Genomic DNA, 26132 nt, shown 5'->3' with positions numbered 1-26132 from the left:
AACCGACAGTCACAAGGGGGTGGGTGCATGTCCGGAGAGCTGGGCACTGCGGAGATCCACGCCGGCCGGGCCACCGGCACGGCCGTCGCCGAGGACCTGGTCCCGCTGCAGCGGGTCGAGACGGTCCGGCCACCCGGCCCCGCCGCGGGAACGCAGACGCCGCCCGGCTCCGGGCTGGACACCCGGACGCTCTCCCGCTCGCTGTTCCTGCGGCTGGCCGCACTGGACCCGGGCAGCGCGGAGCACACCTACGTCCGCGACACCCTGATCGAGCTCAACCTGCCGCTGGTCCGGTACGCCTCGGCGCGCTTCCGCAGCCGCAACGAGCCGATGGAGGACATCGTCCAGGTCGGCACCATCGGCCTGATCAAGGCGATCGACCGCTTCGACCCGGAGCGCGGGGTGGAGTTCCCCACCTTCGCGATGCCCACCGTGGTGGGCGAGATCAAGCGCTTCTTCCGGGACACCAGCTGGTCGGTCCGGGTGCCGCGGCGGCTCCAGGAGCTGCGGCTGGCGCTCACCAAGGCCGGCGACGAGCTCTCCCAGCGGCTGGACCGCTCCCCCACCGTCGCCGAGCTGGCGGCCTGCCTGGGGGTCAGCGAGGAGGACGTGGTCGAGGGCCTCGCGGTCGGCAACGCGTACACCGCCAGCTCGCTGGACTCCAGCACCGGCGAGGAGGACAGCGACGGGCCGCTGGCCGACCGGCTCGGCTACGAGGACCTCGCGCTGGAGGGCGTCGAGTACCGGGAGTCGCTCAAGCCGCTGCTGGCCAAGCTGCCGCCGCGCGAGCGCCGGATCATCATGCTGCGCTTCTTCGGGAACCTGACCCAGTCGCAGATCGGCGAGGAGATCGGGATCTCCCAGATGCACGTCTCCCGGCTGCTGACCCGGACGCTCACCCAGCTGCGCGAGGGGCTGATCAACGAGGGCTGAGCCCGCCACCGGGGGCCGGGCCCCGCCCGGCCCCCGGCTCGTCCAGCAGGTTGGCGCGCAGCCCGGCCAGCACCTCGTCGTCCAGCCCGAGCCCGTCCCGCCAGAACGCGTCGAACCCGCCCCAGCCGGCCTCGACCTCCGCGAAGGCCGCGTCCAGGTAGCCGCCGTCGGCCCGGAAGACCGGCAGGAGCAGCTCGGGCTCGCGCATCAGGCCACGGGCGGCGAAGTCGCCCAGCACCCCGCGCACGACCGGAGCCGAGCGCTCGTTGGTGAGCAGGTAGTCGGCCAGGACGGTCCCGCGGTCCACCCCGAGGGCGGTCAGCAGGAGCGCGGCGGCCCAGCCGGTGCGGTCCTTGCCCGCCGAGCAGTGGAACAGCAGTGGCGGGCCCTGCGGGGCGGCCAGCAGGCGCAGCAGGGCCGCGAAGCGCTCGCGCGCCACCGGATCCGTGACGAACCATCGGTAGAGACCGGCCATCAGGGCGGAAGCCCGGCCGTCGCCGAGCAACGCCCGCTGGCGCTGCGGACTTTGGTCGGCCAGCGCGTCGCGGACCAGCAGCGAGATGTCGAAGTCCGCGGCCAGCAGCGGTAGATGATGCAGCGTCACACCGCCTGGCAGGCGGTCCAGTCCGGCGCCGCGGACCTCGTCCATGCTCCGCAGGTCCACCACGCTGCGCAGGCCGAGTGCGCCGAGCGGGCCGAGGTCCTCGGTGGTGACATGGTTCAGGCCATCGCTGCGCAGTGCCACCCCGCGGCGCAGAATCCGCCCGTCAGCCGCGCGGTACCCGCCCAGATCCCGGGCATTCAACGCGCCGCGCAAACCGAGACTGCGTCCGACCAGCGGCGTTCCGGAGGGCTTCGGTGACGCATTCCGTACGCTCAGGAATCCCTCCGGCTCGGTATGCTGATCGACCACGCGAGCGCCTCCATTGCATATTCGGACTGTCACATGGCACAGCGGTGCCCGATATTGCATGAACCTGCCCAACGGGGCGGCGGGATGTGCAAGAGTGTCATGCGCAACGACGACAGTGTAGGTGCCCCGCCCACCCCACCGGGCACACCCTCGGTAACCACGTGTAGCACTCAGCTTCCGGTTTTTCATTTTCAATTCACTATTTGCGCCGCCGGGACGGTTCCGGTCACAATCAGCGCCTTCGTGGCTTCGCCATGAACGTTGGTAACAGGTTCGCTGCACTCTCGCCCAATTGGTCCCTCGCACCGCCGTCCCTCGACCAGGATGGGCCCGGGCAGCCTGCTGCCCGCGAACAGCTACACGGGCAGGCGAGCGCCGAGGAGCGCCGCGCCGGCCCCAAGGGGAGGATCACCATGGGTCGAGCGACCCGAAGAGTCGCCGCGTGCGCGGCGGCAGTCCTGCTGGCCAGCGGCTTGCAGACCACCCTGGCCCACGGCGACACCACGCCGCCCAGGATCGACCTCACCGTCCTGGTCGTCGACGACGGCGGCCCGTCCGTCGCCGCCATCACCGCCGAGCTGAAGAGCCAGGGCACGCCCTACAAGGTCGTCAGCCTCAATGACCCCAACCGTCCCGTGATCAACTCCGCTTTCCTGAGCGACACGGTGAACGGCCTGCCCCGGGGGAAGTTCCAGGGCATCGTGCTGCCCAACGAAAACCCCTTCCCCAACAGTGCCGCCGAGATGACGGCGATCGCGAGCTACGAAGCCGCATTCAACGTCCGTCAGATCGACGCGTACACGTGGGCCAACCCCGCGGTGGGTCTGAACTACGCTCAGAATCCCGGATTCGTGGGCACTCTCGACGGATTCCAGGGCGCCACCACCGCGGCCGGCACTTCGGGCCCGTTCGGGTACCTCAAGGGCAGCGTCCCGTTCGAGGACAACGACACGAACGTCAGCGAGAGCTACGGCTACCTGGCGACCCCGCTCGCCAGCCTGCCGGCCGGCGCCTCGTTCGTCCCGCTGGTCGACGCGCCGATACCCAATGCGACCGCCCGCGGTTCGCTGGTCGGCGAGTACACCCACGACGGCCGCAAGGAACTGGTCGTCACGTTCGTCTACAACCAGTACCAGCAGCAGTACCGGCTGCTGGCCCGCGGCATGGTCGACTGGCTCACCCAGGGCGTCCACCTCGGCTACGACCGCAACTACTTCGCCACCCACGTGGACGACGTCTTCCTGGCCGACGACCGCTGGGACACCACGCTCAAGTGCACCCCCGGCGACGTCACCTGCCCGCCCGGCACCCCGGACACCGCCAGCCCGATCCGGATGACCGTCGACGACGCCGACCACCTCAAGCAGTGGCAGGCCGCCAACAACTTCACCCTGGACATGGTGTTCAACGGTGGCGGCAGCGAGGACTGGAAGGCCGACCACGAGACCACCGCCGATCCCACGGCGGACCGGATGATCGCCGACCAGAGCAGCTACCGGTGGGTCAACCACACCTACACCCACCCGTACCTGGGCTGCGTCCAGAACGTCACCGTGGTGCCGTGGGTCTGCTCCAAGAACAGCGCGGGCGGCACCGTCTGGGTCGACCAGAACACCATCTCCACCCAGATCAAGAACAACGCCGACTGGGCCACCGCGCGCGGCCTCCAGTTCGACGCGCAGACCCTGGTCACCGGTGAGCACTCCGGTCTGCTGACCGCCCCGCAGGAGACCAGCGACAACCCGTACCTGGCCCCGGCGCTGGTCGCCAACGGCATCAAGTTCACCGCCAGCGACGCCTCCCGCGAGACCGGCCAGCGGACCGTCGGCTCGTCCGTGCTGACCGTGCCGCGGTACCCGATGAACGTCTTCTACAACGCCGCCACGGCGAAGGAGGAGACCGACGAGTACAACTGGATCTACACCAGCAAGGCCAACGGCGGCAGCGGCGTCTGCGAGAACAACGCCAACTCGACCTGCCTGCCGCAGCCGCTCGACGTCAACACCGGCTACCAGTCGTACATCGTGCCGCTGGAGGCCCGGATCGACCTCGGCCACGTGCTGAACAACGACCCGCGGCCGCACTTCGTGCACCAGTCGAACCTGTCCGAGGACCGCATCCTGTACCCGGTGCTGGAGAAGATCCTCGGCACCTACCGCTCGCTGCACGCGGACAGCGCCCCGATCGTGAACCTGAGCCAGCGCGAGATCGGCCAGGAGTTCCAGCGCCGCGCGGCCTGGAACAACGCGGTCGCCGCCGGCCAGGTCACCGCCTACCGGGTCGGCAACACCATCACCGTGAACGCGCCGTCCGGCGTTCAGGTCCAGGCCACCATGCCGACCGGAACTGCTCAGAAGCTGGCCATCGGAACGGGCGGGTTCGGTTCGTCCTACGCCGGTACGCTCTCGGGTTGGGTGTCCCCGGGCGCGCTGCAGAGCAGCGTCACCCTGCAGCTGCCGTCCGCGCCGGCCGCCCCGGCCGCCGTCGCCCCGAGCGTCGCGGCCAAGTCCGTCCCGGCCCCGGTGCCGGCGGACAAGAAGGTCGTGCCGCAGGGCGTCGCGACCCCCGTCCCGGTGGGCCCGAGCGACACCACGCGCAAGCCCGCCCCGTCCCTGGTCCCGGGTAGCGGAACCCCGGTGCCGGGCAAGGACGTCACCGCTGGCACCATCGGTCAGGGCGGCGACGGCCGGCACGACAGCACCGCTGCGACGAAGAACGGCAAGCCGTCTGGGGGGACGGCCACGCCGAGCAGCACCACCGGACGCTCCGGCAACCGGTAACCGGTACGATCCGCCGCCGGCGGGGTCGGGCCGGTCACCCGGCCCGACCCCGCCACGGCTCCCGTTCCGGCCATCCAGGCCGGAACCGACGCAAGAACAGGAGGGGGGACAGGAATGCGCGTCACCCTGCTCACCGAGGGGACGTATCCGCACCAGCACGGCGGCGTGAGCGTCTGGTGCGACCAGCTCGTTCAAGGCATGCCGGACGTCGAGTTCGACGTCATCGCCGTCACCGGAACCGGGCACGAACCACTGGCCTGGGAGCTGCCCGCCAACGTGCGGTCGGTCACCACCGCACCGCTGTGGGGGCCGGCCTCGGAAGGCCGACCGCCCCGTGGCAAGGAGATGCGGCGCTTCCTCAACGCGTACGAGCGCTTCCTGCACTCCATCCTCGATCCGGTGTACACCACCCACTTCGGCACCGAGCTGTACAACTTCGCCGACCTCGCCCGGCACGGGCTGCTCAGCCCGGCGCTGCGCAGCGAGCGCGCGCTGCGCACCCTCCAGCACGTCTGGACCCGCGACTACCTGCCGACCGCCGTCTCCCGGCCCACCCTGCACGACGCCCTGAACGCCACCGACCTGCTGGAGCACGCCCTGCGGCCGCTCTCGGTCGAGCCGCCGAAGGACGGCGTCGCGCACGCGGCCAGTGGCGGGCTCGCCACCCTGCCCGGGCTGATCGCCGCCCAGCAGTACGGCGTACCGTTTCTGCTCACCGAGCACGGCATCTACCTGCGCGAGCGCTACCTCGGCTACCGCACCGGCCCGTACCGCTGGCCGGTCAAGGCACTGCTGCTCGGCTTCTACCGGATGCTCGCCGAGGAGAGCTACCGGCAGGCCGCGCTGGTCACCCCCGGCAACCGGTACAACCGGCGCTGGGAGGAGCGCGGCGGCACGCCGTCCTCGCACATCCGCACCGTCTACAACGGGGTGGACCCGGCCGCCTTCCCGCCGGCCGGTCCCGAGCCCGAGACGCCGACCCTCAGCTGGGCCGGCCGGGTCGACCCGATCAAGGACCTGGAGACGCTGATCCAGGCCTTCGCCATCGTGCAGCGCGAGATCCCCGAGGCGCGGCTGCGGCTCTTCGGCGGCACTCCCAAGGGCGGCGAGGGGTACCGGGACCGCTGCATAGCCCTGGCCGCCGAGCTCGGCATAGCCGAGTCGGTGGCCTTCGAGGGCCGCGTCGCCGACATCACCGACGCGTACGCGGCGGGCAACGTGGTCATGCTCTCCAGCATCAGCGAGGGCTTCCCGTTCACCCTGATCGAAGCGATGTCCTGCGGCCGCGCGACCGTCTCCACCGACGTCGGCGGCGTGCGCGAGGCCGTCGGCGACACCGGACTGGTCGTCCCGCCGCGCGAGCCCGAGCCGATGGCGGCCGCCGCGATCGAGCTGCTGCGCGACGCCGAACGGCGCGCCCGGCTCGGTGAGGGCGCCCGGCTGCGGGTGATCGAGCAGTTCACCCTCCGCCAGAACATCGACGGCTTCCGCGGGATCTACACCGAACTCCTGGGCACCGCCCGCTGGATGCCCGGCGGCATGGTCGCCGTCACCGACCAGGTCCCCAGCCCCGACTGGGACCAGCAGCTGGCCTCCGCCGCCCGCCCCGAGCCGAGCGAGGTCGGAGCGTGAACCGGCGTCCGGAGCACCCCCGGCCGGAGGCCGGGGGAGAGAGAACCATGGAGAAGCGCGTGTCCCGCGAAGCGGCCGCCGAGCACAACGAGGTCGGAGCATGAGCGGTCCATTGCGACTGGTTCCGGACGAAGCCGGACCCGAGCACACCATGCAGCTGCGCACCCTGCCGCTCAAGCGCCGCCGCCCCGCCCCGCCGGAGCAGGAGCCGGAGCCCGAGGAGTCGCTCCACCTCTCCGCGGACCCGCTGGACGAACTCGCCGAGCGCCTGCGCGACGTCTGCGCCGACGCCGTCCACCCGTACGAGATCGCGGCCTTCCTGGAGTCCGACGGCCTCTCGGACGAGCAGGCCGCCCTGCTGTACGGCCGCCCCGACGCGTTCACCGTCGCCGAGGAGCTGTTCGAGAAGGTCCAGCGCCGCTACCCCGGCCCGAGCTCCGAGTTCGCCAACCCCTGGCGGGCCGATCCCTGGCGCTGCGTGGTGCGCGGCCTGGTGTTCGCCCTGCCGGGGCTCGGCTACCTGCTCGGCGCCAGCCTGTTCGCGACCACCCGGATGCGCTTCGGCCTGCCCTCGGGCATGCTCGCGCTGTCCGTCGCCACGCTGGTCAGCTGGGGCTTCAACCAGGCGCTGGCACACCGCTCCTACCGCTGGCTGGGCCGGATGCGCCGCCGTGAGGCCGCGGTCTGCCTGGCCGTCGGCGCCCCGGTCGGCGCGCTGGTCGCGTCCGCCGCCGCGTACGTGGTCGGCGGGCCGCTCGGCGCGCTGTCCTTCGCCGCCGGGCAGTCCTGCTACCTGGGCGCGGCCACCGTGCTGCTGGTGCTCGGGCGGGAGAAGTTCCTGCTGCTGGCGCTGGCCCCGGCCTCGGTCGGCGCGGGCGTGGTGCTGGCGGTGGACGTTCCGCAGCTGGTCCGCACGGTCGTGCTGCTCGCCTCGGTGGCACTGGCGGTCGGACTGGCCGCCCGGGAGCTGCTGGTCTGCGTCCGCGGCGGCGAGCGCGAGTCCGTGGAGCTGAGGCTGCCGGTCCGCCAGGAGATCCCGCACCTGCTGTTCGGCCTGGCCTGCGGCGCGCTCACGCTGATCGCCGGCCTCGGCGGGACCATCCACCAGGCCGTGCAGTCCGGCGGCCACCCCGCGCAGGAGACCTCGACCACCCCGACCGGACCGGCCATGATCGCGCTGACGCTCAGCCTGGGCCTCGCCGAGTGGCTGCTCTTCCGCTACCGGGCACTGGCGGTCGCCGCACTGCGCACCAGCCACACCAGCGGCCAGTTCTCCCGCCGCACCGGCGCGATCCTGCTCGGCTGCCTGTTCATCTACCTCACCACCGTGGCCGCGCTGGACGCCGCCGCGACCGTGCTGTGGCCCGGCGCCCCCGCGCTCGGCGTGCCGCAGCTCGGCGCGATGCTGCTCCTCGGCGGCTCGCTCTGGCTGGCGCTGCTGCTGAACGCCTTCGGGTTCAGCTGGAGCACCGCCCTCGTCTGTCTGGCCGCCGCGGTCGCCGAGAGCGCCGGGCTGCTGACAGGTGCGGACCCGATCGTCCTGCAGCTGATCGGCTGCGGGGCGGCCGCCGGTGTCCTCACCGCACTCGCCGGGCCCGCGCTCGGCCGCACCACCCAGCACCGCTGAACACATCGAATATCCCGCACGCCTCCATTCGCGTGCACCGCCGTACCCGTTTCACCTGAGACACCCACCGGGCCTGCGGCGGCCGGCCAATGCAGGGCGTCCGGCCGCCCCGGCAGATCGAGAAAGCGAAATCCGCATGAGCAGCGTCGCGGTTACCGGAGCCGAGGGCTTCATCGGCTCCCACCTCGTCGAGACCCTGGTCGCCGACGGGCACCACGTCCGCGCGATGGTCCAGTACAACTCCTTCTCGTCCTTCGGCTGGCTGGAGACCCTGTCCGAGGAGGTGCTGGACTCGGTCGAGATCGTCCTCGGCGACGTCCGGGACCCGGGCTCGGTCAACGGCCTGGTCAAGGGCACCGAGGCGGTCTACCACCTGGCCGCCCTGATCGCGATCCCGTACTCGTACCGCGCCCCCCACTCGTACGTCGACACCAACGTCACCGGCACCCTGAACGTGCTGGAGGCGGTGCGCCACCTGGAGATCCCCCGCCTGGTGCACACCTCCACCAGCGAGACCTACGGCACCGCGCAGACCGTGCCGATCACCGAGGACCACCCGATCAACACCCAGTCCCCGTACGCCGCCTCCAAGGCCGGCGGGGACCGGCTGGCCGACAGCTACCACGCCAGCTTCGAGACCCCGGTCGTCACCCTGCGCCCGTTCAACACCTTCGGCCCGCGCCAGTCGATGCGCGCCGTCATCCCGACCGTGATCGCCCAGGTCGCGGCCGGCCAGACCGAGATCACCCTCGGCGACCTGCGCCCGACCCGCGACTTCACGTTCGTCAAGGACACCGCCAACGCCTTCCGCACGGTGGGCACCGCGCCCGCCGAGTCGGTGGTCGGCCGGACCTTCAACGCCGGCACCGGCGGCGAGATCTCGGTCGGCGACCTGGTCACCCTGGTCGGCAAGCTGATGGGCGTGGACCTGGTGGTCAAGGAGGACGAGCAGCGCATCCGTCCGACCAACTCCGAGGTCATGCGCCTGGTCGCGGACGCGACCCGGCTGCGCCGGGCCACCGGCTGGGCCCCCGGCTTCAGCCTGGAGCAGGGCCTGGAGCAGACCATCGAGTTCTTCCGCGACCCGGCCAACCTGGCCCGCTACAAGACCGACATCTACAACGTCTGACCCGCCGTAACCGAGCTTGCTCGTCCTGGTAACCAAGGTTCGTGTCCTGCACATCCTTTCCGTGGGGGAAACACCATGCACGCAGTGATCCTGGCCGGCGGTAAGGGCGTCCGTCTCCGCCCGTACACCACCGCGCTTCCCAAGCCGCTCGTTCCGATCGGCGACCAGCACGCGATCCTGGAGATCGTGATGCGTCAGCTCGCCGCCGCGGGCTTCCAGAGCGTCACCCTGGCCATCGGCCACCTCGGCCACATCATCCGCGCCTACGTCGGCAACGGCTCCCAGTGGGGCCTGCGGGTCGGCTACGCCGTCGAGGACAGCCCGCTCGGCACCATGGGCCCGCTGCTCACCATGCAGGACCGCCTGCCCGAGCACTTCCTGGTGATGAACGGCGACATCCTGACCGACCTGGACTTCGCCGGGGTGCTCAAGCACCACGAGGCGTCCGGTGCCCCGCTGACCATTGCCACCTACGCCCGTCAGGTCAAGATCGACTTCGGCGTGCTGACCGCCGACGAGGGCACCATCACCGGCTTCCAGGAGAAGCCCAGCATCGACTACCGCGTCTCGATGGGCGTGTACGGCGTCTCCCGCTCGGCGCTCGCCAAGTACACCCCCGGCCTGCCGCTGGGCTTCGACGAACTGGTGCTGGACCTGCTGGCCGCCGGGACCCCGCCGTCCGCGTACGAGTTCGGCGGCTACTGGCTGGACATCGGCCGGCCCGACGACTACGACCGGGCCAACGCCGAGTTCTCGACCATCCGCCCGGTCCTGATGCCCTTCGAGTCGACGGCCACCACGCCGAGCGTCGCGGAACTGCCGATCCCGGCCGCCCGCACCGCCCCGGACGACGAGCACGCCGAGCCCGCCACCGCGGGCGCCGAGAGCGACGGACGGGCCGCGTGAGAATTCTGCTCCTCGGCGGCGACGGCTTCCTCGGCCGTCACGCCACCGCCGTCCTGCGGTCACTGCCCGGTGCCACCGTGCTGACCGCGGGGCGGCGGCCCGCCCACGATCTCCGGCTGGACCTGGCCACCGCCCAGGCCGGCCCGCTCGGCGAGGAACTGTCCGCGCTGGCCCCCGACGCGGTGGTCAACTTCGCCGGCGCGGTGGCCGGCAGCGCGGTCAAGCTCGCCGAGGTGAACGCCCGCGGCCCGGCGGTGCTCTGCGAGGCGCTCTCCCTCGGCGCCCCGAAGGCCCGCCTGGTGCACATCGGTTCGGCCGGCGAGTACGGCGTCTGCGGGCAGGGCGAGTCCCTGACCGAGGACGCCGACGCGCGCCCGGTCGGCGTGTACGGCGCGACCAAGCTGGCCGGCTCCCTCGCGGTGGCCGGCTCGCCGCTGGACGCCGTGGTGCTGCGGGTGTTCAACCCGGTCGGCCCCGGCGCCCCGGCGGGTTCGCTGCCCGGCCGGCTGGCCGCCGAGCTGCGCCGGGTGGCGCCCGAGGGCGCCGACGGCGTGATCACGGTCGGCGACCTCTCCGCCTACCGCGACTTCGTCGACGCCCGGGACGTGGCCGGGGCGGTCGGCCTGGCCGTCACCGCCGAACGTCCGCTGCCCCGGGTGCTCAACCTGGCCTCCGGCCGGGCCCGGCAGGTCCGGGCGATCGCCGACGGGCTGGTCGCCGCGGCCGGCTTCACCGGACGGATCGACGAGAGCGGGGCGGGCTCCGAACGCTCGGCCGCGGTCTCCTGGCAGCAGGCCGACGTGTCGGCCGCCGCCCGGGAGCTCGGCTGGCGACCGGAGACGGACCTCGCCGACACCCTGCGCGACCTGTGGCTCGGCACCGCCGGGCCCACGCCCGACCCGGTGGTCGCATGACCACCGGGCACACCCCCGACGGCCGCCTGCTGGTGCCGCTGTACGTCCACCCCGCGGTGGACCCGGCGGCCTGGCAGGCGGTCGCCGCCGCCGACCCCGCCCGGATCGCCGCCGTCGTGCTCAACCTCGCCGACGGTCCGGGCGAGGTCCCGGACCACGTCTTCGCCGAGGCGGCCGACCGACTGCGCTCCGCCGGACTGCCGCTGGTCGGCTACACCGACACCGACTACGGCCGCCGGCCGCACGCGGCCGTGGTGGCCGACATCCTGACCTACCGTCAGCGCCACGGCATCACCGGCGTCTACTTCGACCAGGTCACCACCCACCCGGGCGCGCTCGCGCACTACCGGCGGCTGGCCACGGCCGCCCGCGCGGCCGGCTGCGGCACCGTGGTGTTCGGCCACGGCGAGCACCCGGACCCGGGCTACGCCGAGGTCGGCCTGGCCGACCTGCTGGTGACCTTCGAGGGCGACTGGGACGCCTACCGCGACATGACACTGCCGCTGTGGACCGGCCGGCACGCGGCCTCCCGCTTCTGCCACCTGGTCTACGACGTCCCGACCGAGAACGCCCAGGACGCCGCCGCCCTGATCGCCGCCCGGCGAGCCGGCGTCGGCTGCGCCGTACCGGGAGCCGGGGAGAACCCCTGGCGCACCCTGCCGTACGGCCTGAACGCCGCTGAACTGACCTGACCCGATCCGGAGTTCGACTACCGTGAACCGTCGCAACCGGCTGCTTCCGGCCACCCTGGCCCTCGCCACCGCCACCGCCCTGCTGGTCAGCTCGTGCAGCAGCTCGGGATCGGAGGACGACCAGGACTCGGCCGACGGCACCCCGAGCAACTCCCCCGCGGCCACCGCCCCGAGCACCCCCGGCACCCCCGGCACCCCCGACGCGGCCACCACCGCCCCGGACACCCCGACCCCCGGGCCCACCACCCCGGGTACCGGCGCGCCGGCCCCGGGCACGCCCGCCGGCAGCCCGCCGCCCGTCACCCCGCCCGGCACCGGCACCCCGCCGGGCAACCCGGCACCGCCACCAACCGGCGCCCGCTGGCAGCCCACCCCCGGCCTGGCCTGGCAGTGGCAACTCGGCGGCGCCGTCGACCAGTCGGTGGACGTCCCGGTCTACGACATCGACGGCTTCGAGAACGACGCCTCGGTGGTGGCCGCGCTGCACGCCAAGGGCCGCAAGGTGATCTGCTACATCAACGCCGGCTCCTGGGAGAACTTCCGCCCCGACTCCGCCGCCTTCGCCAAGTCCCTCCAGGGCTCGGACACCGGCTGGAAGGGCGAGAAGTGGTTCGACATCCGCAAGCTCGACCAGCTGAGGCCGCTGATGGCCGCCCGCTTCGACATGTGCCGGAGCAAGGGCTTCGACGCCATCGAGCCGGACACCATCGAGGCCTACAACCAGAACAGCGGCTTCCCGCTGACCGCCGACGACCAGCTCAAGTACAACCGGATGCTGGCGCAGCTCGCCCACGAACGCGGCCTGGCGATCGGCCTGAAGAACGACCTGGACCAGATCCCGGCGCTGCTCGCGGACTTCGACTTCGCGGTCAACGAGGAGTGCTCGCAGTTCGACGAGTGCGACCGCGTCGCCCCCTTCGTCAAGGCGGGCAAGGCGGTCTTCCACGTCGAGTACAAGCTCGACACGGACCGGTTCTGCGGCAAGGCCAAGTCGCTGGGGTTCAGCTCGATGCGCAAGAAGCTCGAACTGGACGCCTGGCGCAAGCCCTGCTGAGGAGCTCAACTCCCGTCGCGCGGGTGACCCGGACGAGGGTCACCCGCGCGAGGGTCACTTGACCGCCAGCCAGATCACGCCGCCCAGGGCGACCAGCACGACGACGGCGATCAGCGCGATCACGCCGGTGCGGCTGCCGCTCTTGCTGCTGCCGTAGGTGGAAACGTTGCCCGGGGCCTGGGGCGCCGGGCTCTCGTCGACGAACGCCCGGAACATCTGGGTGCTGCCGGCGGGGTCGTAGTCGTTGTCAGCCATGGCACGGACTCTAACGAATCCGCCCACCTCGGGCACACCCCGGACCCCCGTCGCGCGGAACACACCACCCCCGCGTGCGACAGCGGTACGACGGCTCCGTGAAGACCGCGCGGTTCACGGAATGCCCAGCCGCGCAATCCGGTTGACTTCTCCCATGACCGGAAACCACAGCCGGGTCCGCCTCGGCACCTCCGACCTGTCCGTCTTCCCGCTCTCCCTCGGCGGCAACGTCTTCGGATGGACGGCCGACGAACAGCAGTCCTTCGCCGTCCTGGACGCCTACGCGGCAGCCGGCGGCAACTTCGTCGACACCGCCGACGTCTACTCCGCCTGGGCCCCGGGCAACACCGGCGGCGAGTCCGAGACCGTCCTCGGCAACTGGCTGCGCAGCCGCGGCAACCGCGAGGACGTGGTGATCGCCACCAAGGTCGGCATGCACGCCGAGCGCAGCGGCCTCGGCGCCGCCAACGTCAAGGCCGCGGCCGAGGACTCGCTGCGCCGCCTGGGGGTCGAGCGGATCGACCTCTACTACACCCACCGGGACGACGACACCCCGGTCGAGGAGTTCGTCACCGCGCTGGACGAGCTGGTCCGCGAGGGCAAGGTCCGGGCGGTCGCCGCCTCCAACATCTCCGCCGAGCGGCTCACCGAGTCGCTGGCCTTCGCCGAGCGCGAGGGCCTGGCGAAGTACGTCGCCGTCCAGCCGCACTACAACCTGGTCTCGCGCGGCACCTTCGAGGGCCCGCTGGCCGACGTGGTCGCCGAGCACGGTCTGGCCACCGTCCCGTACTACGCGCTGGCCTCCGGTTTCCTGACCGGCAAGTACCGTCCCGGGGTCGACGGCGTGGACAGCGCCCGCGCCGAGGGCGCCGCCCGCTACCTGGCCGAGCCGCGCGGCCCCAAGGTGCTGGAGGCGCTGGACTCCGTCGCCGCGGAGCTGGAGGTGGAGCTCGCCTCCGTCGCCCTGGCCTGGCTCGCCGCCCGTCCGACGGTCGCCGCCCCGATCGCCAGCGCCCGCACCGTCGAGCAGCTCCCGCCGCTGCTGGCCGGCGCCACCCTGGAGCTCACCCCGGAGCAGACCGCCCTGCTGGACGCCGCCTCCGCCTGAGCCGGCCCGGCGCCACGGCTGCTCCGCCCCGCAGCCGCCCTGAACACGGTCCGGGCCCCGACAGTGGCGCGCTGTCGGGGCCCGGTTCGGGTTCCGCGGCTACGGCCGCCCGAAGTGGGTCGGGTAGTAGCCCGGGCTGAGGGTCGAGATCCGGACGGTCGTCCCCGGCCGGGGCGCCTCCACGAAGGTGCCGCCGCCCAGGTAGATCCCCACGTGGTGGATCCCCGAGGCCCGGCCGCTGTCGGACCAGAACACCAGGTCGCCGCGGCGCAGTTGCCCGGCGCTGATCGGCGTGGTCGCCGCGTACTGGTCGTCGGCCACCCGCGGCAGGCTGATCCCCGCGCGCCGGTAGGCCTGCTGGACCAGCCCCGAACAGTCGTAGCCGGACGGGCCGTTGCCGCCCCAGACGTACGGCTTGCCCAGTTGGGCGAGCGCGTAGTCGATGGCCGCCTCCATGTTTCCGGGGGCCGGCGAGGACTTGGCCGACGGACGGCTCGCGGGGGGCGCGGGCTGCGCGGGGGCCTGGGCCGAGCCGCCGGACTGCCCGGTGCGGCTCGCGTAGACGTCGTAGTGGCTGGTCCAACGCCACTCGCCGCTGCCGCTCTTGAACCAGTACTTCGACCCGTCCCAGCCCTGGCGCATCCCGGCGGAGGAGGCCGAACCGTTGGAGGCGGCCTGGGCGGTGGCGCCGGCCCGGGCGGAAGCGCCGGCCGAGCCGGCGGACTGACCGGTGCGGCTCGCGTAGACGTCGTAGTGGCTGGTCCAACGCCACTCGCCGGAGCCGTTCTTGAACCAGTACTTGGACCCGTCCCAGCCCTGCTTCCCGGCCGCGGCGTGCGCGGATCCGGCGCCGGCCGTCAGGCCGACGACGCCGGCGCCCGCCAGCACGGTGGTGGCCAGACAGGTGCTCCGCACGGCCCGGTGTATTCGGCTGCCGCCGGCCGCCGCCGCGGAGCGGGCGGCGCGCGGCCGGACGACGCAGTTCGGGCAGCCGCAGCCCGCGATCGCGGGGATGCTGCCGAGTCGCTCCTCGAAGCCGATCAGACCGGGATCACCGTCGGGACCGCCCGAGCCGATGGCGACGACGGGTTCGGCGTACGCGCCGGTGGCTATCCTCATGCGGGTCGTCCTTCCTTCCGCCCGGCGCGGGCGGCCGGGGACGGTACCGAGGCGGCCACTCCGGCCGGGGCGACGAAGGCGACCAGCAGCTGTTCCATCAGCGCGCTGCGGGCGGCCTCGTCCAGTTCGTGCGCGGTCGCCCGCTCCAGACGGCGGACGGCGAGCGCCGCCGCCTCCACCGCGTCGTCCACCAGCACCGTGCGCAGGCCCGCGTCCAGGTCGGCCAGCCGGCGCCGGCGCATCGACTCGGCCACCTCGGGCGCGTACTCCAGGGCCAGCGGCTGCACCGAGTAGACCTCCAGGCCGGCCGGGGCCGCCTCGGCCGCCAGCGCCCTGGTCATCTCGTCGGCGAACCACTGCCCGTCGCGCAACGCGGGACCGGGGGCCGCGTTGCTGTCGCACGGCAGGGTGGACGCGGTGCGGGTGAGCACCGCCTGTACCTGCTCGCGCAGGTAGCTCTCGTGGTCCTCGATCGCCAGCAGCGCCCGCGCGGTGTCCTTGACCCGCCAGACGATCAGCAGCCGGACCACGATCGGCGTGCCGGTGCGGTCCACCACCTTGACCGGTTCGCTGCGCCAGTGCCGCAGCCGCACGTCCACCCGACGACGGCGCAGCAGCGGGTTGACCCAGACCAGACCGGCCCGGCGGACGGTGCCCCGGTAGCGGCCCCAGCGGGTCAGCACCCGGGTCTCGCCACCCGCGTTGGCCAGCAGTCCGGCGAGCGCGAGCAGCACCAGCAGGCCGGCCGCGGCCGCCGCGACGATCCACTGCGCGTCCGCCTCCACCCGGCCGCTCTCCTGTGCGGCGGTGCCGCGCAGGTCGGGCAGCGCGTCCCAGTACGGGATGACGCCGGTGCGCAGCAGCACGAACAGCACACCGGCCGTGCCGATCAGCACGGCCAGCAGGGCGATCCAGCCGGGCAGCGCGGCGGCGCGGTGCTCGCGCAGCGCCTGGTCGGCGCGCGGCGGGCGCCGGGAGGTGGTGACGGTCGCGGTTCCGGCCGCCGTGGCGTCCAGCAGCTCGACGGTCTCGGGGGCGGCCGTCTCCAGCGGGTCGCGCCGGTCCGCCGGGCCGCCCTGCGCGGGGCTCGGGACGACGGCCAGCGGGGTGGTCGCCGGCCCGCTGTCGGCCGGGCCGTCCGCCGTGACGGTCCTGATGGCCGTGGTTCTGGCCAGCGGGCTGGAGCCGAAGGCGGAACGTTCCGGCACTGCCGGCGGAAGCACCTTGGGCAGATTGTCGGGTCGCTGCGAAGAATCGCGGGTGACGTCCATGCACGGATCCTCTGGGTCGGTGTGTCGCGCAACGGGCGGCCCGGATCTGACGGGCAGTGCCAGGGTCAGGCTAAGTTCATACGTCATCAAATGCGACATTTGAACCGAGGTGTGTCGACATTTACTGACGAATCATCCAAAGCCGACCTGACGCGCAGGCACATGAGCGGATGGTCGGGACAGTTCGGCGCCAATCAGCGTCGAGGAGCACCGGCCCTGCGGGCGAACACCCGACGGGTGATCAGCCCCAGGCCGGTGAGCACCAGCAGGACTCCGGCGAGTCCACCGCGCCGGCCGGCCTCCCCGGGCGGTCCGGACGCGCCCTGCGACGCCTCCGCCGGAGGCGCCGCCAACGGCCGGGCCGCGTCCCGGGTGGACGCGACGGGTTCGGCGGCGGCTCCGGCCGAGTCGGCAGCTCCGGCGGTTCCGGCGACCGTTCCGGCGGTTCCGGCGGTTCCGGCGGTTCCGGCGGTTCCGGCGGTTCCGGCGGTTCCGGCCGGCGAGGGCGCGGACTGCACCGCGGCGACGGCAGCCGGCAAGGCGCCGACACCGTCGGCCGGGGCCGGGGCCGGAGGCGGAGCCGGCGAGACGGTCGCGGTGGGCAAGGGGATCGGGGCGACGGGCCCGGTGGACGCGACGGACGCGGTGGTCGCGGTGGCCGCCGCCGGGACCGAAGCGCTCGGACGCGACTTCGCCGCCACCGACGACGCCGTCACCGGACCTGCCGTCACCGGCCGGGCTCCCGCCGACGGAACCACGATCGGCAGCGCCGCGGGCACCTCCGAAGGCACCGCCGCGACCGACGGACTCGGCGAGGCCACCGCCGAACCCTGAGCGCTCGGGCCCGACCCGGCGAGGTGCGACGGCACCGCCGACGCACCGGCCGCCACCGGGCTCGGCGCCGCCGACCCGGGTGCCACAGGACTCGCCGCCGGACCGGACGCCGTCACCGTCGTCGCTGCCGTCGTCGGGCCGGGCCGGGCCGAGGCCGACCGGGTCGGGCTCCCGGCCACCGGGCTCGACACCCCCGCGGCCGGAGCCGAAGCCGTCGGACCGACCGCCGCCGAACTCTGTGCCGTCGGACTCGGCGACACCGACCCCGGCACCGCGGGGCCCGACGCCGCCGGACCGGGCACCGCGGGGCCCGACGCCGCCGGACCGGGCACCGCGGGGCCCGGCGCCGCCGGATCGGGCACCGCCCCCGCGGCGGCGACCCGTACCGGCACCGGCTCCGCCGCGACCTCGTTGCCCGCCCGGTCGGTCGCCGTGACGAGCAGCCACTGGTCCCCGTCCGTCAGGTCCCGGTTGGCCGTGCAGTTCCAGCTCCCGTCGAACGCCGCCGTGGCCCCGCAGAGCACCGTCCGCCGTTCCGTCTCCGAGGACGCCCCGGGCCGCACCGTGACCAGCACGTTCCCTCCCGGCTCCGCCCGGCCGGCCAGCTTCGGCCGACTGACCCGCACGGTCTCCCCGGGGGCCGGGGAGGTGAGCACCGGCCGCTGCGGCAGGCCGGTGTCGACGACCAGCTCCACCGGCGGCCCGGCCGTCCGGTTCCCCGCCGCGTCGACCGCGACCGGGGTGAGCAGGTGCTTCCCGTCCGTCAGGTTCTCGACCGGCAGGCACGACCACCTGCCGTCCGCCGGCACCCCCGTGATGCACAGGTCGTCGCCCGAGCCCCGTTCGGCCACCGAGACGGTGCTGCCCGCCTCGCCGGTGCCGGTGAGCCGGAGCCCCGGGTCGTTGGTGTAGGCGGGGACGGTGAGCGTGGGGGCGCCCGGCGGCGCGCTCTTCACGCTGACCCCGACCGGCTCGCCGCGCAGCACCACACCGCCGATGGTGGTCTCCACCGGGGTGAGGGCGTGCGGACCGGCCGCCAGCCCGGCGTCGGGGCGGCAGGACCAGTCGCCGCCGCGCAGGACCTTGGCCTTGCAGAGCGCGGTGTCGCCCTCGACGACCTCCACCGTGGCACCGGACACCGCGCCCCCGCCGGCGATCCGCGGGCGGGCGTCGGCGAGCACGGCCCCGTCGACCGGCTCGGCGATCTCCGGCAGGGCCGCGCCGACGGTCAGCTCGATCCGCTGGTCGGTGACCTGTCCGGAGTCGGCGAACCCACCGGAGGAGACGAGCTGGCCGGCGTCGCGGCCGATCCGCAGCCGGGCCCAGGTCCCGCCGGAGGCCGCACCGGCCGGGACGGTCCACTCCAGGGTGGCGGTGTCGGCGCCCGGCGGGACCTCGGTCTGCACCCGCTCGGCGGGGTCGAACCGGCCGGTGCGGTCGAAGTCGATCCAGCCGGCCAGGGTCGCGGGCTGGTCGCCGACCGCGACCGGGACGGTGAGCCGGTAGTAGCTTCCGATCGCGGCCTCGGCGGGGAAGACGATCGCCGGGTCGGCGCCCTGGTACTCGCCGCGGCCGGGCTGGAGCCCGGCCCGGGGGCTGTCGAACGGGCTGTGCGGGGCCGCCCCGTGGTCGGGCCGGACCTGCGGCCCGCTGCCCGGGTCCTTGGCGGAACGACTGCCGGCGGTGCGCGCCGGACCGGCCGCGTCGGCGCCCAGGAAGAGGTCGGTGACCACGTGCGAGGCGTTGCCGTAGTCCTGCGGGGCGGTGCCGAGGCCCTCGTCGACGGTGACGGTGTAGGCCTGACGCAGGACGGGCGGGGCGGTGGTGCTGCCGGCCCGGGCGACGGAGCGCTGCTCGACCCGGAACACCGCGGTGCGGACCGTGCCGGCCAGCTCCAGCGAGCCCTCGGCCGCCGAACCGGGATCGCCGTCGGACGCCCCGTCCGGGCTCGTGGGGGCGAGGACGTTGCCCTCGACCGTCCAGCCGGGCCAGTCCGTGCGGTCGACCAGGGCGGGGGCGGCCGGCGAGCCCCCGGTCACGGTCAGCCGGGTTGCCGTGCTGGTGCTGCCGGAATTCCCGATGGCGAGCGCGGCCAGGCCGCTGAGGTGCAGCCGGGGATTGCGGACCGGGCGGGAGAAATCCAGCCGGAGCGTTCCCACGGTGCGCCAGGAGCCGTCCGCCTGCGGGCGGTCGGGGGCGAGGTCGAAGGTCTGCGCGGGATCTCCCGGCCGCATTCCGTCGGCATAGCGGGCGGCGGGGAGAGCGGCGGCGGAGCGGTCCGCCAATTCGCCCGGTGCGGCGGTGACGCCGGTGCCCGGGGCGGCGTCGAGGTCGAACCGGACCGAAAGCCCGGAGGGCAGCACCGCCCGGTGCTCGGCGGACCAGGTGTCGGGGGACTGGCGGGCCTCCGAGAGCGGGGCGTTCCACGTGGTCAGCAGCCCGGTCGCGAGGACGGCCAGGGCGGCAGCCGTAAGGGAAAACTGTCGGCTCATCCGGCTCTCCTTCGCGGTCGGCTGCCGGGCTGGCGGGCAGGCGGGCAGGCTGCACAAGATCCGACAAAAAGGAATCACGACCCTGGGCCGGGCATACGGCGACACCTGTGCTTTTGGCCGTGTCCCACCCGATCGGCGGTCATTCGGGCGGCAGGACGGGATGTACCCGAAACAGCTGCATTTCATCCATTAGGCGGCAATCGGCACCACTCGAACGGACGCAAGAACGGGAACTCCGGACCCATCCGGGGGACACCGGCCTCCGGGACGGAACCATCCACCGCAAGGCTCTGTTCGAATCAGAGGTTCGGCGCGCCGGGGAACGGAAGAAGCCCCCGGCCGGTGGCCGGGGGCTTCTCGATGGTGCGCTCAGCAGGATTCGAACCTGCAACCTCTTGATCCGTAGTCAAGTGCTCTATCCGTTGAGCTATGAGCGCAAGGAACGGGCGAACCCGATCTTGCGAAGGTTGGTGCGCTCAGCAGGATTCGAACCTGCAACCTCTTGATCCGTAGTCAAGTGCTCTATCCGTTGAGCTATGAGCGCTCGCCCTGGCGAACGTTGTCTCCGGGGCGTTGCGGGGACAACATTACATGACCTGCGGCGTAGGACGAAATCGGTTGATCCGGGCCCCCGCCGGCCCCCTCCGGCCCCGCCGCGGCCGCGCTCGGGGCCCCGCTCCGGGCCGCACCCGCGCCCGCACCCGTACCCGCACTGTGTCCGGGAACGCGAAGAGCCCCCGTCGACGAGATCGTCGACGGGGGCTCCCGACTGGCGGAGGCTGAGGGATTTGAACCCTCGATCAGGAATAACCCCGAAACCGCATTAGCAGTGCGGCGCCATAGACCGGACTAGGCGAAGCCTCCCCACATGGATCGCATCCGCGCGAGCGGACCCGTTCCGTGTGTCAGTGATGATGCCACAACCGTGGGGCTCGGCACCAACCACCGCCAACGTTACTAGGCGGGTCGACCCCGCCGCAAAGAAGAATGAGATACTGCCGTCTCCGGAGGAGCTGCCCCGAGCCGAGGAGACCTGTCGACGTGAGCAGCAGGCCGATCCGAGGCGCTGCTCGCCTCGCCGCCATACTCGACGCCCTGCCCGACGCGTTGCTGCTGGTGAACAGCAACGGCACCGTCGTGGACGCCAACAGCGCGGCGGTCCAGGCGTTGCAGGCGCCGGGCACCTCACTGGTCGGCATGGGCGTGCTGGGTCTGCTGCCGGAGTTCGACCCCAGCCGCATCCCCGGCTCGATGCGCCCGGCCACCCGCGACGACGAGGCCCTCGACCGCCCGGTCCGGATGACCGCCCACCGCACCGACGGCACCACCTTCCCGGTCGAGGTCTCCGGCAACGACTTCGCCGACGACGGCGACGGCCGCGGCTACGCGCGCTCCCCGTACGACTCGTACCGCGAGAACTCGCCCTCCTCCTCCGACCTGCTCCTGCTGCTGGTCCGCGACCTCTCCGGCCGGCTCGGCGTCGAGGCTGAGCTGCGCCGCCAGCACAAGCAGACCGAGATGATCCTGCGCGCCGCCGCCGAGGGCGTGCTCGGCGTGGACCTCGAAGGCCGCTGCGTGCTGGTCAACCCGGCCGCCGCGCACATCCTGGAGTACCGGGCGAGCGAGCTGGGCGGGCGCGAACTGCACCCGCTGATCCAGCACTCCCGGGCCGACGGCACCCCGCTGGCGCTGGAGGAGTCGGCGCTGCTGGACACCCTGACCTCCGGCCGCAAGCACCGGGTGCGCGGCACCGTGCTGTGGCGCAAGGACGGCCGGCCGGTCACCGTCGACCTCACCACCGCCCCGGTCCGGGACGGCGACCAGCTGGTCGGCGCGGTGATGACCTTCACCGACCGCAGCCGCGAACTCGCCCTGGTCGCCCGCAACGAGCACCTCACCGCCGTCCTGGAGAGCGAGCTGGGCGGCGCGCTGAACGCGCTGAACCAGCGGCTCGACGCGCTCGCCGCCGACCCGGCCGGCCAGCTCTGGCCGGAGGCCAACTGGACACTGCGCCGGCTGGCCGCCGAGTGCCGCCGGTTCGGGAAGCTGATCGACGGGGTGCTCGACCACCAGCGCTGCGAGGCCGGCGAGAGCGCCGGCAGCGAGGCCAAGGACGGCAAGGACAACAAGGACGGCAAGGAGCCCAAGGCCGGCAAGGACGCCAAGGACGGGCGGACGCCCGCGCCCCGGGTGCCGGTCGGCCTGGACAAGGTGGTCCGCCGGGCCGTCGACGTGGCCGGCGAGCTGGTCGGCCCCGGCCGGGTGCGGTTCTCGGTGCACGCCGCCGCGGTCGAGGTGATCGCCGACGAGCGGCGGCTCGCCCAGGCACTGGCCCACCTGGTCGCCGACGTCAGCGGCATCGGACTGGCCCTGGACCCCCCCGACGCCCCCTCCCCCGGCCTGGCCGTGCCCGGGCTGAACGGCGCCGCCACCCCCGCGCTGCCGCCCGTACCCGACCTGCCGACCGTCGTGCTGGCCGCCGCCCAGCGCGGCGAGGTCGCCCGGGTCGAGATCCGCGGCCCCGGCGTCGGCGGCAGCCCCGTCCACCTGCCGATAGCCCGCGCGGTGGTCGAGCGCCACGGCGGCGTGCTCCAGCCGCACGAGCTGCCCGGCAAGGCCGGCACCACGTACGTCGTCGAGCTGCCGCTGGACCCGGTCGCCGCGAAGGCCGCCGCCGAGCGCGCCGCCGCCGAAGGCCGCTCCGACCGGCCCAAGGAGAGCGACAGCGCCGTCCTGCCCGAACTTCCGGGCATCCCGCAGCTGCCCAGCAGCGGTGAGAGCGCCGAGCCCGCGGCGACCGCCGAACAGCCCGGCGCCGAGGCCCCCGCAGCCCCCGCCGCGGAGCGGGCACCCGCCGAGGAGCCCCCCGCCGAACGGCGCGGCCGCCGAGGCCGACCGGCCGCCGAGGCCCCGGAGTCCGACACCCCCGGCACTCCCGGCACTCCCGATGCCCCCGACATTCCGGCCGACCAGTGGCCGAACGCCCCCGCCCGGGTCGAGCGGGCCGTCCCCGAGCAGTGGAACGGCACCGGCAACGACCCCGCGTACGGCCGCCAGGGCCTGCCCGGACCGGACGGCGCCCAGAGCGACCCGTGGGGCAAGGACGACGGCCGCTCCGGCCCCGCCTACGCCGTGCCCGTCGAGGGCCACCGGGCGCCGCCGAACCGCCCCGGCGGGCGCGAGCCGCTCGCGCTCGGCCCGGCCCCCGCGCCCACCGCCCCGGACGGCACCCCGCCGACCGGCACCCCGACCGCCCCGACCACCGAGGCCGGTCAGGAGCAGGCCCCGGGCGAGACCAAGCACCGGCGCCGCCGCGCGCTGCCCTCGACCGAGGAGTCCTCCGGCGGCTTCGCCCTGCCCGGAGCGGCCGACACCCCGGTCTACCCCGGCCTGGAGCACGCCCTGCCCGCCGGTCCCGCGCCCGCGCTGCCCGAACCGGGCGCCGCCGCGCCGACCGGACGCCGCCGCCGACTGGCCGTCCCGCCGGGACCGGACCCGGAGGCCCTGGTGAACGCCTCCGTTCCGGCCGGTTCGGTCGGCCAGGTCGAGCACGTCGGCCAGGTCGGCCAGGTCGGCCAGGCACTGCCCTCCCCCGGCACCGCGCTGGCGCCCGCCCGCGCCGCCCTGCCCGCCGCCGAGGAGCCGTCCGGCCCCCGCCCGGTCGGCACCGGCCTGGGCGAGCTCGCCCCGCCGCGCCAGCTCGGCCCCGCGCCCGTGCCCGCCACCGCGCCGCAGCCGCCCGTACCGGCCGAGGCCCACCGGACCGCGCCGCGCGCGATGGCCGAGCTCCCGCCCGCCGACGAGCGGCCCGCAGACGAGCAGCCGTCCGCCCCGACCGGCGAACTGGCCAACACCCGCCGGCTGCTGGTCTGGCCCGAGCCCGACCCCGCCACCAAGCAGGCCCTCCAGGCGCGCGGCTACCTGCCGGTGATCGTCCGCTCCCGCGAGGAGGTGGACGCCCAGGTCCCCGGCTTCCCCGCCGCCCTCTTCGTCGACCCGCTGACCGGTCCGATCACCCGCACCGCGCTCCAGTCGCTGCGCACCGCGGCGCTCAACCGCCGGGTCCCGGTGCTGGTCACCGCCGGCCTCGGCCAGGCCACCCGGGACGCGGCGTACGGGGCCGACCCGGCCGTCCTGCTGCGCGCCCTCGCACCGCGCGACGGCGAGCACCACGCTCCGCGGGTGCTGCTGGTCGAGGGCGACCCGGACATCGCCGCCGCCATGATCAGCAGCCTGGAGCGGCGCGGCATGCACGTCGAGCACGCGGTGGACGAGAACGACGCGGTGGCCCGGGCCAGCAGTGTGCAGCCCAACCTGGTGGTGATGGACCTGCTGCAGATCCGCCGTCGCCGGGTCGGCCTGCTGGACTGGCTGCGCGCCAACGACCGGCTGCACCGCACCCCGCTGGTGGTCTACACCTCCGTGGACCTCGACCCGCGCGAACTGCCCCGGCTGCGCACCGGCGAGACCGTGCTCTTCCTCGCCGAGCGCTCGACCAGCGAGGACGTCCAGTCCCGGATCGTCGACCTGCTCGGGCGGATCGGTGCGATGGGCGAGGCGGGCGTCGCCGCCGCGGGCTGACTCCGCCGCGGGTCGGCTCTCTGCGACTCCCGGGCACTCGGGCACGTGAAAGGGCCGGCCGCCCCCGTTCCGTACGGGGGCGGCCGGCCCTTTCGGCCGGTCACTCCTTGCCGAGCACCGTGACGTCCAGCTCCTGCGCCGCGTAGCCGGCCCGGATCACCTTCTTGTCGAACTTGCCGACCGAGGTCTTCGGCACCGACTCCACGATCGCCCAGCGCTCCGGCAGCTGCCAGGAGGCGATCCGCTCGCCCAGGAAGGCCCGCAGCTCCTTCAGACCGACGGTCGCGCCCGGGCGCAGCACCACGGTCGCCAGCGGGCGCTCGCCCCACTTCTCGTCCGGGACGGCGACCACGGCGGCCTCGGCCACGTCGGGGTGGGCCATCAGGGCGTTCTCCAGCTCGACCGAGGAGATCCACTCGCCGCCGGACTTGATGACGTCCTTGGCCCGGTCGGTGAGGGTCAGGTAGCCGTCCGCGGTGATCGTGCCGACGTCGCCGGTGCGCAGCCAGCCGTCCTCGGAGAACTTGTCGTCCGGGCGGACCGGGTCCTGGCCGGCGCCGCCGTAGTACGCCCCGGCGATCCACGGGCCGCGCACCTCCAACTCGCCCGCCGAGACGCCGTCGTGCGGCATCCGCTCGCCGCCCGGGCCGATCAGCCGGGCCTCGACGGAGGCCGGGAAGACGCCCTGGGTGACCCGGTACGGCCACTCCTGCTCGGGGGTGAGGCCGCCCGGCGGCTGGGCGAAGGAGCCGAGCGGGGAGGTCTCGGTCATGCCCCAGGCGTGCAGCACCCGGATGCCGTGGCGCTCCTCGTAGGCCTTCATCAGCGACGGCGGACAGGCGCTGCCGCCGATGACCACCATGCGCAGGCTGGAGGTGTCGTAGTCGCCCGCGTCGAGTTCGTCCAGCAGGCCGGCCCAGATGGTGGGGACGGCGGCGCTGACGGTCGGGCGGACGGCGGCGATCATCTCGGCCATCGGCTTGGGCTGGAGGAAACGATCCGGCATGAGCAGGTTGGCGCCGGACATGAAGGCCGCGTGCGGGATGCCCCAGGCCTGGACGTGGAACATCGGCACCACCGGCAGCGCGGTGTCGCGCGGGGTGAAGGCGAAGTTGTCGCCGGTGTTCACCTGGAGGCAGTGCAGGTAGACCGAGCGGTGGCTGTAGAGCACGCCCTTCGGGTCCCCGGTGGTGCCGGAGGTGTAGCAGAGCACGGCGGCCCGCCGCTCGTCGATGTCGTGCTGCCACGGGTACTCGGTGGGCCGGCCGGCGATCAGCTCCTCGTAGTCGTGCACGGCGCCCGCGAAACCGGCCAGCACCGACCGGTCGCCGGGGCCGCTCACCACGATGTGCCTGAGGGTCGGCGCGAGGTCCGGGAGGACGGCGGCGAGCAGCGGCAGGACGGTGCCGTTGACGATGATCACGCGGTCGGCGGCGTGGTTGACGATGAACGACAGCTGCTGGGAGGGCAGCCGCAGGTTCAGCGTGTGCAGCACGGACCCCATCGCGGGGACGGCGAGGTACGCCTCCAGGTGTTCGGTGTTGTTCCACATCAAGGTGGCCACCCGGTCGTCCGCGGTCACCCCCAGCTCGTCGCGCAGCGCGCACGCGAGCTGCGCGGCCCGCGCGCCGACCTCGGCATAGGTCCGGACGACCGGCCCGGTGCCGTCCCAGGTGGTCACGGTCGAGCGGCCGTGGATCGTCGACCCGTGCTCCAGGATTCGGGCGACGGTGAGCGGTACGTCCTGCATCGTGCTGAACACGGGTCCTCCTCGACCTGGCGGCACTGGGGGCTGCGCCTGCGGCACCTACCGGGCGGTAATGCGCGCGGACGTGCCCGATTGTGCCGCCCCCACCCCCCGCTGTCAGTATCCCGGCCCCGTTGCACGGATC

General features: G+C 73.7%; 16 protein-coding genes, 3 tRNA genes and 1 pseudogene. 11 read left to right on the top strand and 9 right to left on the bottom strand.

Translation table 11 applies throughout. The features are described 5' to 3' along the window. The first annotated feature begins 27 nt into the window (after window positions 1–27). On the top strand, window positions 28–933 hold the full coding sequence (locus ACFVUY_RS02045; RefSeq protein WP_380550902.1) for an RNA polymerase sigma factor SigF: 906 nt from the start codon (window positions 28–30) through the stop codon (window positions 931–933). On the opposite strand, the gene ACFVUY_RS02040 is transcribed toward ACFVUY_RS02045, so the two are convergent. Beyond that, window positions 920–1906, bottom strand: coding sequence for a tyrosine-protein phosphatase (locus tag ACFVUY_RS02040; RefSeq protein WP_387726740.1), 987 nt, complete (start codon window positions 1904–1906; stop codon window positions 920–922). The genes ACFVUY_RS02045 and ACFVUY_RS02040 overlap by 14 nt on opposite strands. Before the next feature lie 353 nt (window positions 1907–2259). On the opposite strand from ACFVUY_RS02040, the gene ACFVUY_RS02035 reads away from it, so the two are divergent. The 8 genes and pseudogenes from ACFVUY_RS02035 (at window position 2260) to ACFVUY_RS02000 (ending at window position 12580) form a co-directional block, all read left to right on the top strand. Next, window positions 2260–4626, top strand: coding sequence for a hypothetical protein (locus ACFVUY_RS02035; protein ID WP_387726738.1), 2367 nt, complete (start codon window positions 2260–2262; stop codon window positions 4624–4626). A 114-nt stretch (window positions 4627–4740) separates the two neighbouring features. Then, window positions 4741–6258 carry a GT4 family glycosyltransferase PelF gene (gene pelF, locus ACFVUY_RS02030; RefSeq protein ID WP_387688836.1) on the top strand — a complete coding sequence of 506 codons (1518 nt, stop codon included), beginning with the start codon at window positions 4741–4743 and terminating at the stop codon, window positions 6256–6258. A gap of 100 nt (window positions 6259–6358) precedes the next feature. After that, window positions 6359–7885 carry a hypothetical protein gene (locus ACFVUY_RS02025; protein ID WP_387688834.1) on the top strand — a complete coding sequence of 509 codons (1527 nt, stop codon included), beginning with the start codon at window positions 6359–6361 and terminating at the stop codon, window positions 7883–7885. A gap of 136 nt (window positions 7886–8021) precedes the next feature. Then, complete coding sequence (locus tag ACFVUY_RS02020) at window positions 8022–9014, top strand: SDR family NAD(P)-dependent oxidoreductase (protein WP_380547479.1); 993 nt, start codon at window positions 8022–8024, stop codon at window positions 9012–9014. 75 nt (window positions 9015–9089) lie between these two features. After that, a pseudogene (locus ACFVUY_RS02015) lies at window positions 9090–9791 on the top strand (NDP-sugar synthase); the annotation flags it as partial. Between the two features lie 125 nt (window positions 9792–9916). After that, window positions 9917–10834 carry an NAD-dependent epimerase/dehydratase family protein gene (locus ACFVUY_RS02010; RefSeq protein ID WP_380630565.1) on the top strand — a complete coding sequence of 306 codons (918 nt, stop codon included), beginning with the start codon at window positions 9917–9919 and terminating at the stop codon, window positions 10832–10834. Then, complete coding sequence (locus ACFVUY_RS02005) at window positions 10831–11526, top strand: spherulation-specific family 4 protein (RefSeq protein ID WP_387688830.1); 696 nt, start codon at window positions 10831–10833, stop codon at window positions 11524–11526. The genes ACFVUY_RS02010 and ACFVUY_RS02005 overlap by 4 nt, the downstream gene beginning before the upstream one ends. A gap of 22 nt (window positions 11527–11548) precedes the next feature. After that, on the top strand, window positions 11549–12580 hold the full coding sequence (locus tag ACFVUY_RS02000; RefSeq protein ID WP_387726736.1) for an endo alpha-1,4 polygalactosaminidase: 1032 nt from the start codon (window positions 11549–11551) through the stop codon (window positions 12578–12580). Between the two features lie 54 nt (window positions 12581–12634). Here the strand turns inward: ACFVUY_RS02000 and ACFVUY_RS01995 are convergent, their stop codons facing one another. Continuing rightward, window positions 12635–12835, bottom strand: a complete 201-nt coding sequence (locus tag ACFVUY_RS01995) for a hypothetical protein (protein ID WP_359913925.1) — start codon at window positions 12833–12835, stop codon at window positions 12635–12637. A gap of 154 nt (window positions 12836–12989) precedes the next feature. On the opposite strand from ACFVUY_RS01995, the gene ACFVUY_RS01990 reads away from it, so the two are divergent. Then, on the top strand, window positions 12990–13943 hold the full coding sequence (locus ACFVUY_RS01990) for an aldo/keto reductase (protein ID WP_387726734.1): 954 nt from the start codon (window positions 12990–12992) through the stop codon (window positions 13941–13943). Window positions 13944–14042: 99 nt separating this feature from the next. Here the strand turns inward: ACFVUY_RS01990 and ACFVUY_RS01985 are convergent, their stop codons facing one another. From ACFVUY_RS01985 to ACFVUY_RS01960, 6 genes are all read right to left on the bottom strand, one after another. Beyond that, window positions 14043–15062 carry a C40 family peptidase gene (locus ACFVUY_RS01985; protein WP_387726732.1) on the bottom strand — a complete coding sequence of 340 codons (1020 nt, stop codon included), beginning with the start codon at window positions 15060–15062 and terminating at the stop codon, window positions 14043–14045. Next, complete coding sequence (locus ACFVUY_RS01980; RefSeq protein ID WP_387726730.1) at window positions 15059–16270, bottom strand: SPFH domain-containing protein; 1212 nt, start codon at window positions 16268–16270, stop codon at window positions 15059–15061. Before ACFVUY_RS01980 ends, ACFVUY_RS01985 begins: the two co-directional genes overlap by 4 nt. Window positions 16271–16527: 257 nt before the next feature. Next, window positions 16528–19659 carry an Ig-like domain-containing protein gene (locus ACFVUY_RS01975; protein WP_387726728.1) on the bottom strand — a complete coding sequence of 1044 codons (3132 nt, stop codon included), beginning with the start codon at window positions 19657–19659 and terminating at the stop codon, window positions 16528–16530. 361 nt (window positions 19660–20020) lie between these two features. Continuing rightward, a tRNA-Arg gene (locus ACFVUY_RS01970) sits at window positions 20021–20096 on the bottom strand. Between the two features lie 31 nt (window positions 20097–20127). Further along, window positions 20128–20203 (bottom strand) — tRNA-Arg (locus ACFVUY_RS01965). A gap of 226 nt (window positions 20204–20429) precedes the next feature. Further along, window positions 20430–20523 (bottom strand) — tRNA-Ser (locus ACFVUY_RS01960). A gap of 177 nt (window positions 20524–20700) precedes the next feature. Here ACFVUY_RS01960 and ACFVUY_RS01955 point away from each other — a divergent pair. Next, complete coding sequence (locus ACFVUY_RS01955) at window positions 20701–24240, top strand: PAS domain-containing protein (protein ID WP_387726726.1); 3540 nt, start codon at window positions 20701–20703, stop codon at window positions 24238–24240. 100 nt (window positions 24241–24340) lie between these two features. On the opposite strand, the gene ACFVUY_RS01950 is transcribed toward ACFVUY_RS01955, so the two are convergent. Continuing rightward, window positions 24341–26002 (bottom strand): long-chain fatty acid--CoA ligase, encoded by a 1662-nt coding sequence (locus ACFVUY_RS01950; RefSeq protein ID WP_387688816.1) that lies wholly within the window; start codon window positions 26000–26002, stop codon window positions 24341–24343. Window positions 26003–26132 lie beyond the last annotated feature (130 nt).

It is taken from the genome of Kitasatospora sp. NPDC058063 (assembly GCF_042885395.1).
Taxonomy (GTDB): domain Bacteria; phylum Actinomycetota; class Actinomycetes; order Streptomycetales; family Streptomycetaceae; genus Kitasatospora; species Kitasatospora lactacystinica.
The sequence above is the reverse complement of the archived record's forward strand: the minus strand, read 5'-3'. Positions and strand labels throughout refer to the sequence as shown.

Coding starts and splice junctions, on each gene's coding strand:
- ACFVUY_RS02045 (WP_380550902.1), top strand. CDS start 28: ATGTCCGGAGAGCTGGGCACTGCGGAGATCCACGCCGGCCGGGCCACC.
- ACFVUY_RS02040 (WP_387726740.1), bottom strand. CDS start 1,906: ATGCAATATCGGGCACCGCTGTGCCATGTGACAGTCCGAATATGCAAT.
- ACFVUY_RS02035 (WP_387726738.1), top strand. CDS start 2,260: ATGGGTCGAGCGACCCGAAGAGTCGCCGCGTGCGCGGCGGCAGTCCTG.
- pelF (WP_387688836.1), top strand. CDS start 4,741: ATGCGCGTCACCCTGCTCACCGAGGGGACGTATCCGCACCAGCACGGC.
- ACFVUY_RS02025 (WP_387688834.1), top strand. CDS start 6,359: ATGAGCGGTCCATTGCGACTGGTTCCGGACGAAGCCGGACCCGAGCAC.
- ACFVUY_RS02020 (WP_380547479.1), top strand. CDS start 8,022: ATGAGCAGCGTCGCGGTTACCGGAGCCGAGGGCTTCATCGGCTCCCAC.
- ACFVUY_RS02005 (WP_387688830.1), top strand. CDS start 10,831: ATGACCACCGGGCACACCCCCGACGGCCGCCTGCTGGTGCCGCTGTAC.
- ACFVUY_RS01995 (WP_359913925.1), bottom strand. CDS start 12,835: ATGGCTGACAACGACTACGACCCCGCCGGCAGCACCCAGATGTTCCGG.
- ACFVUY_RS01990 (WP_387726734.1), top strand. CDS start 12,990: ATGACCGGAAACCACAGCCGGGTCCGCCTCGGCACCTCCGACCTGTCC.
- ACFVUY_RS01985 (WP_387726732.1), bottom strand. CDS start 15,062: ATGAGGATAGCCACCGGCGCGTACGCCGAACCCGTCGTCGCCATCGGC.
- ACFVUY_RS01975 (WP_387726728.1), bottom strand. CDS start 19,659: ATGAGCCGACAGTTTTCCCTTACGGCTGCCGCCCTGGCCGTCCTCGCG.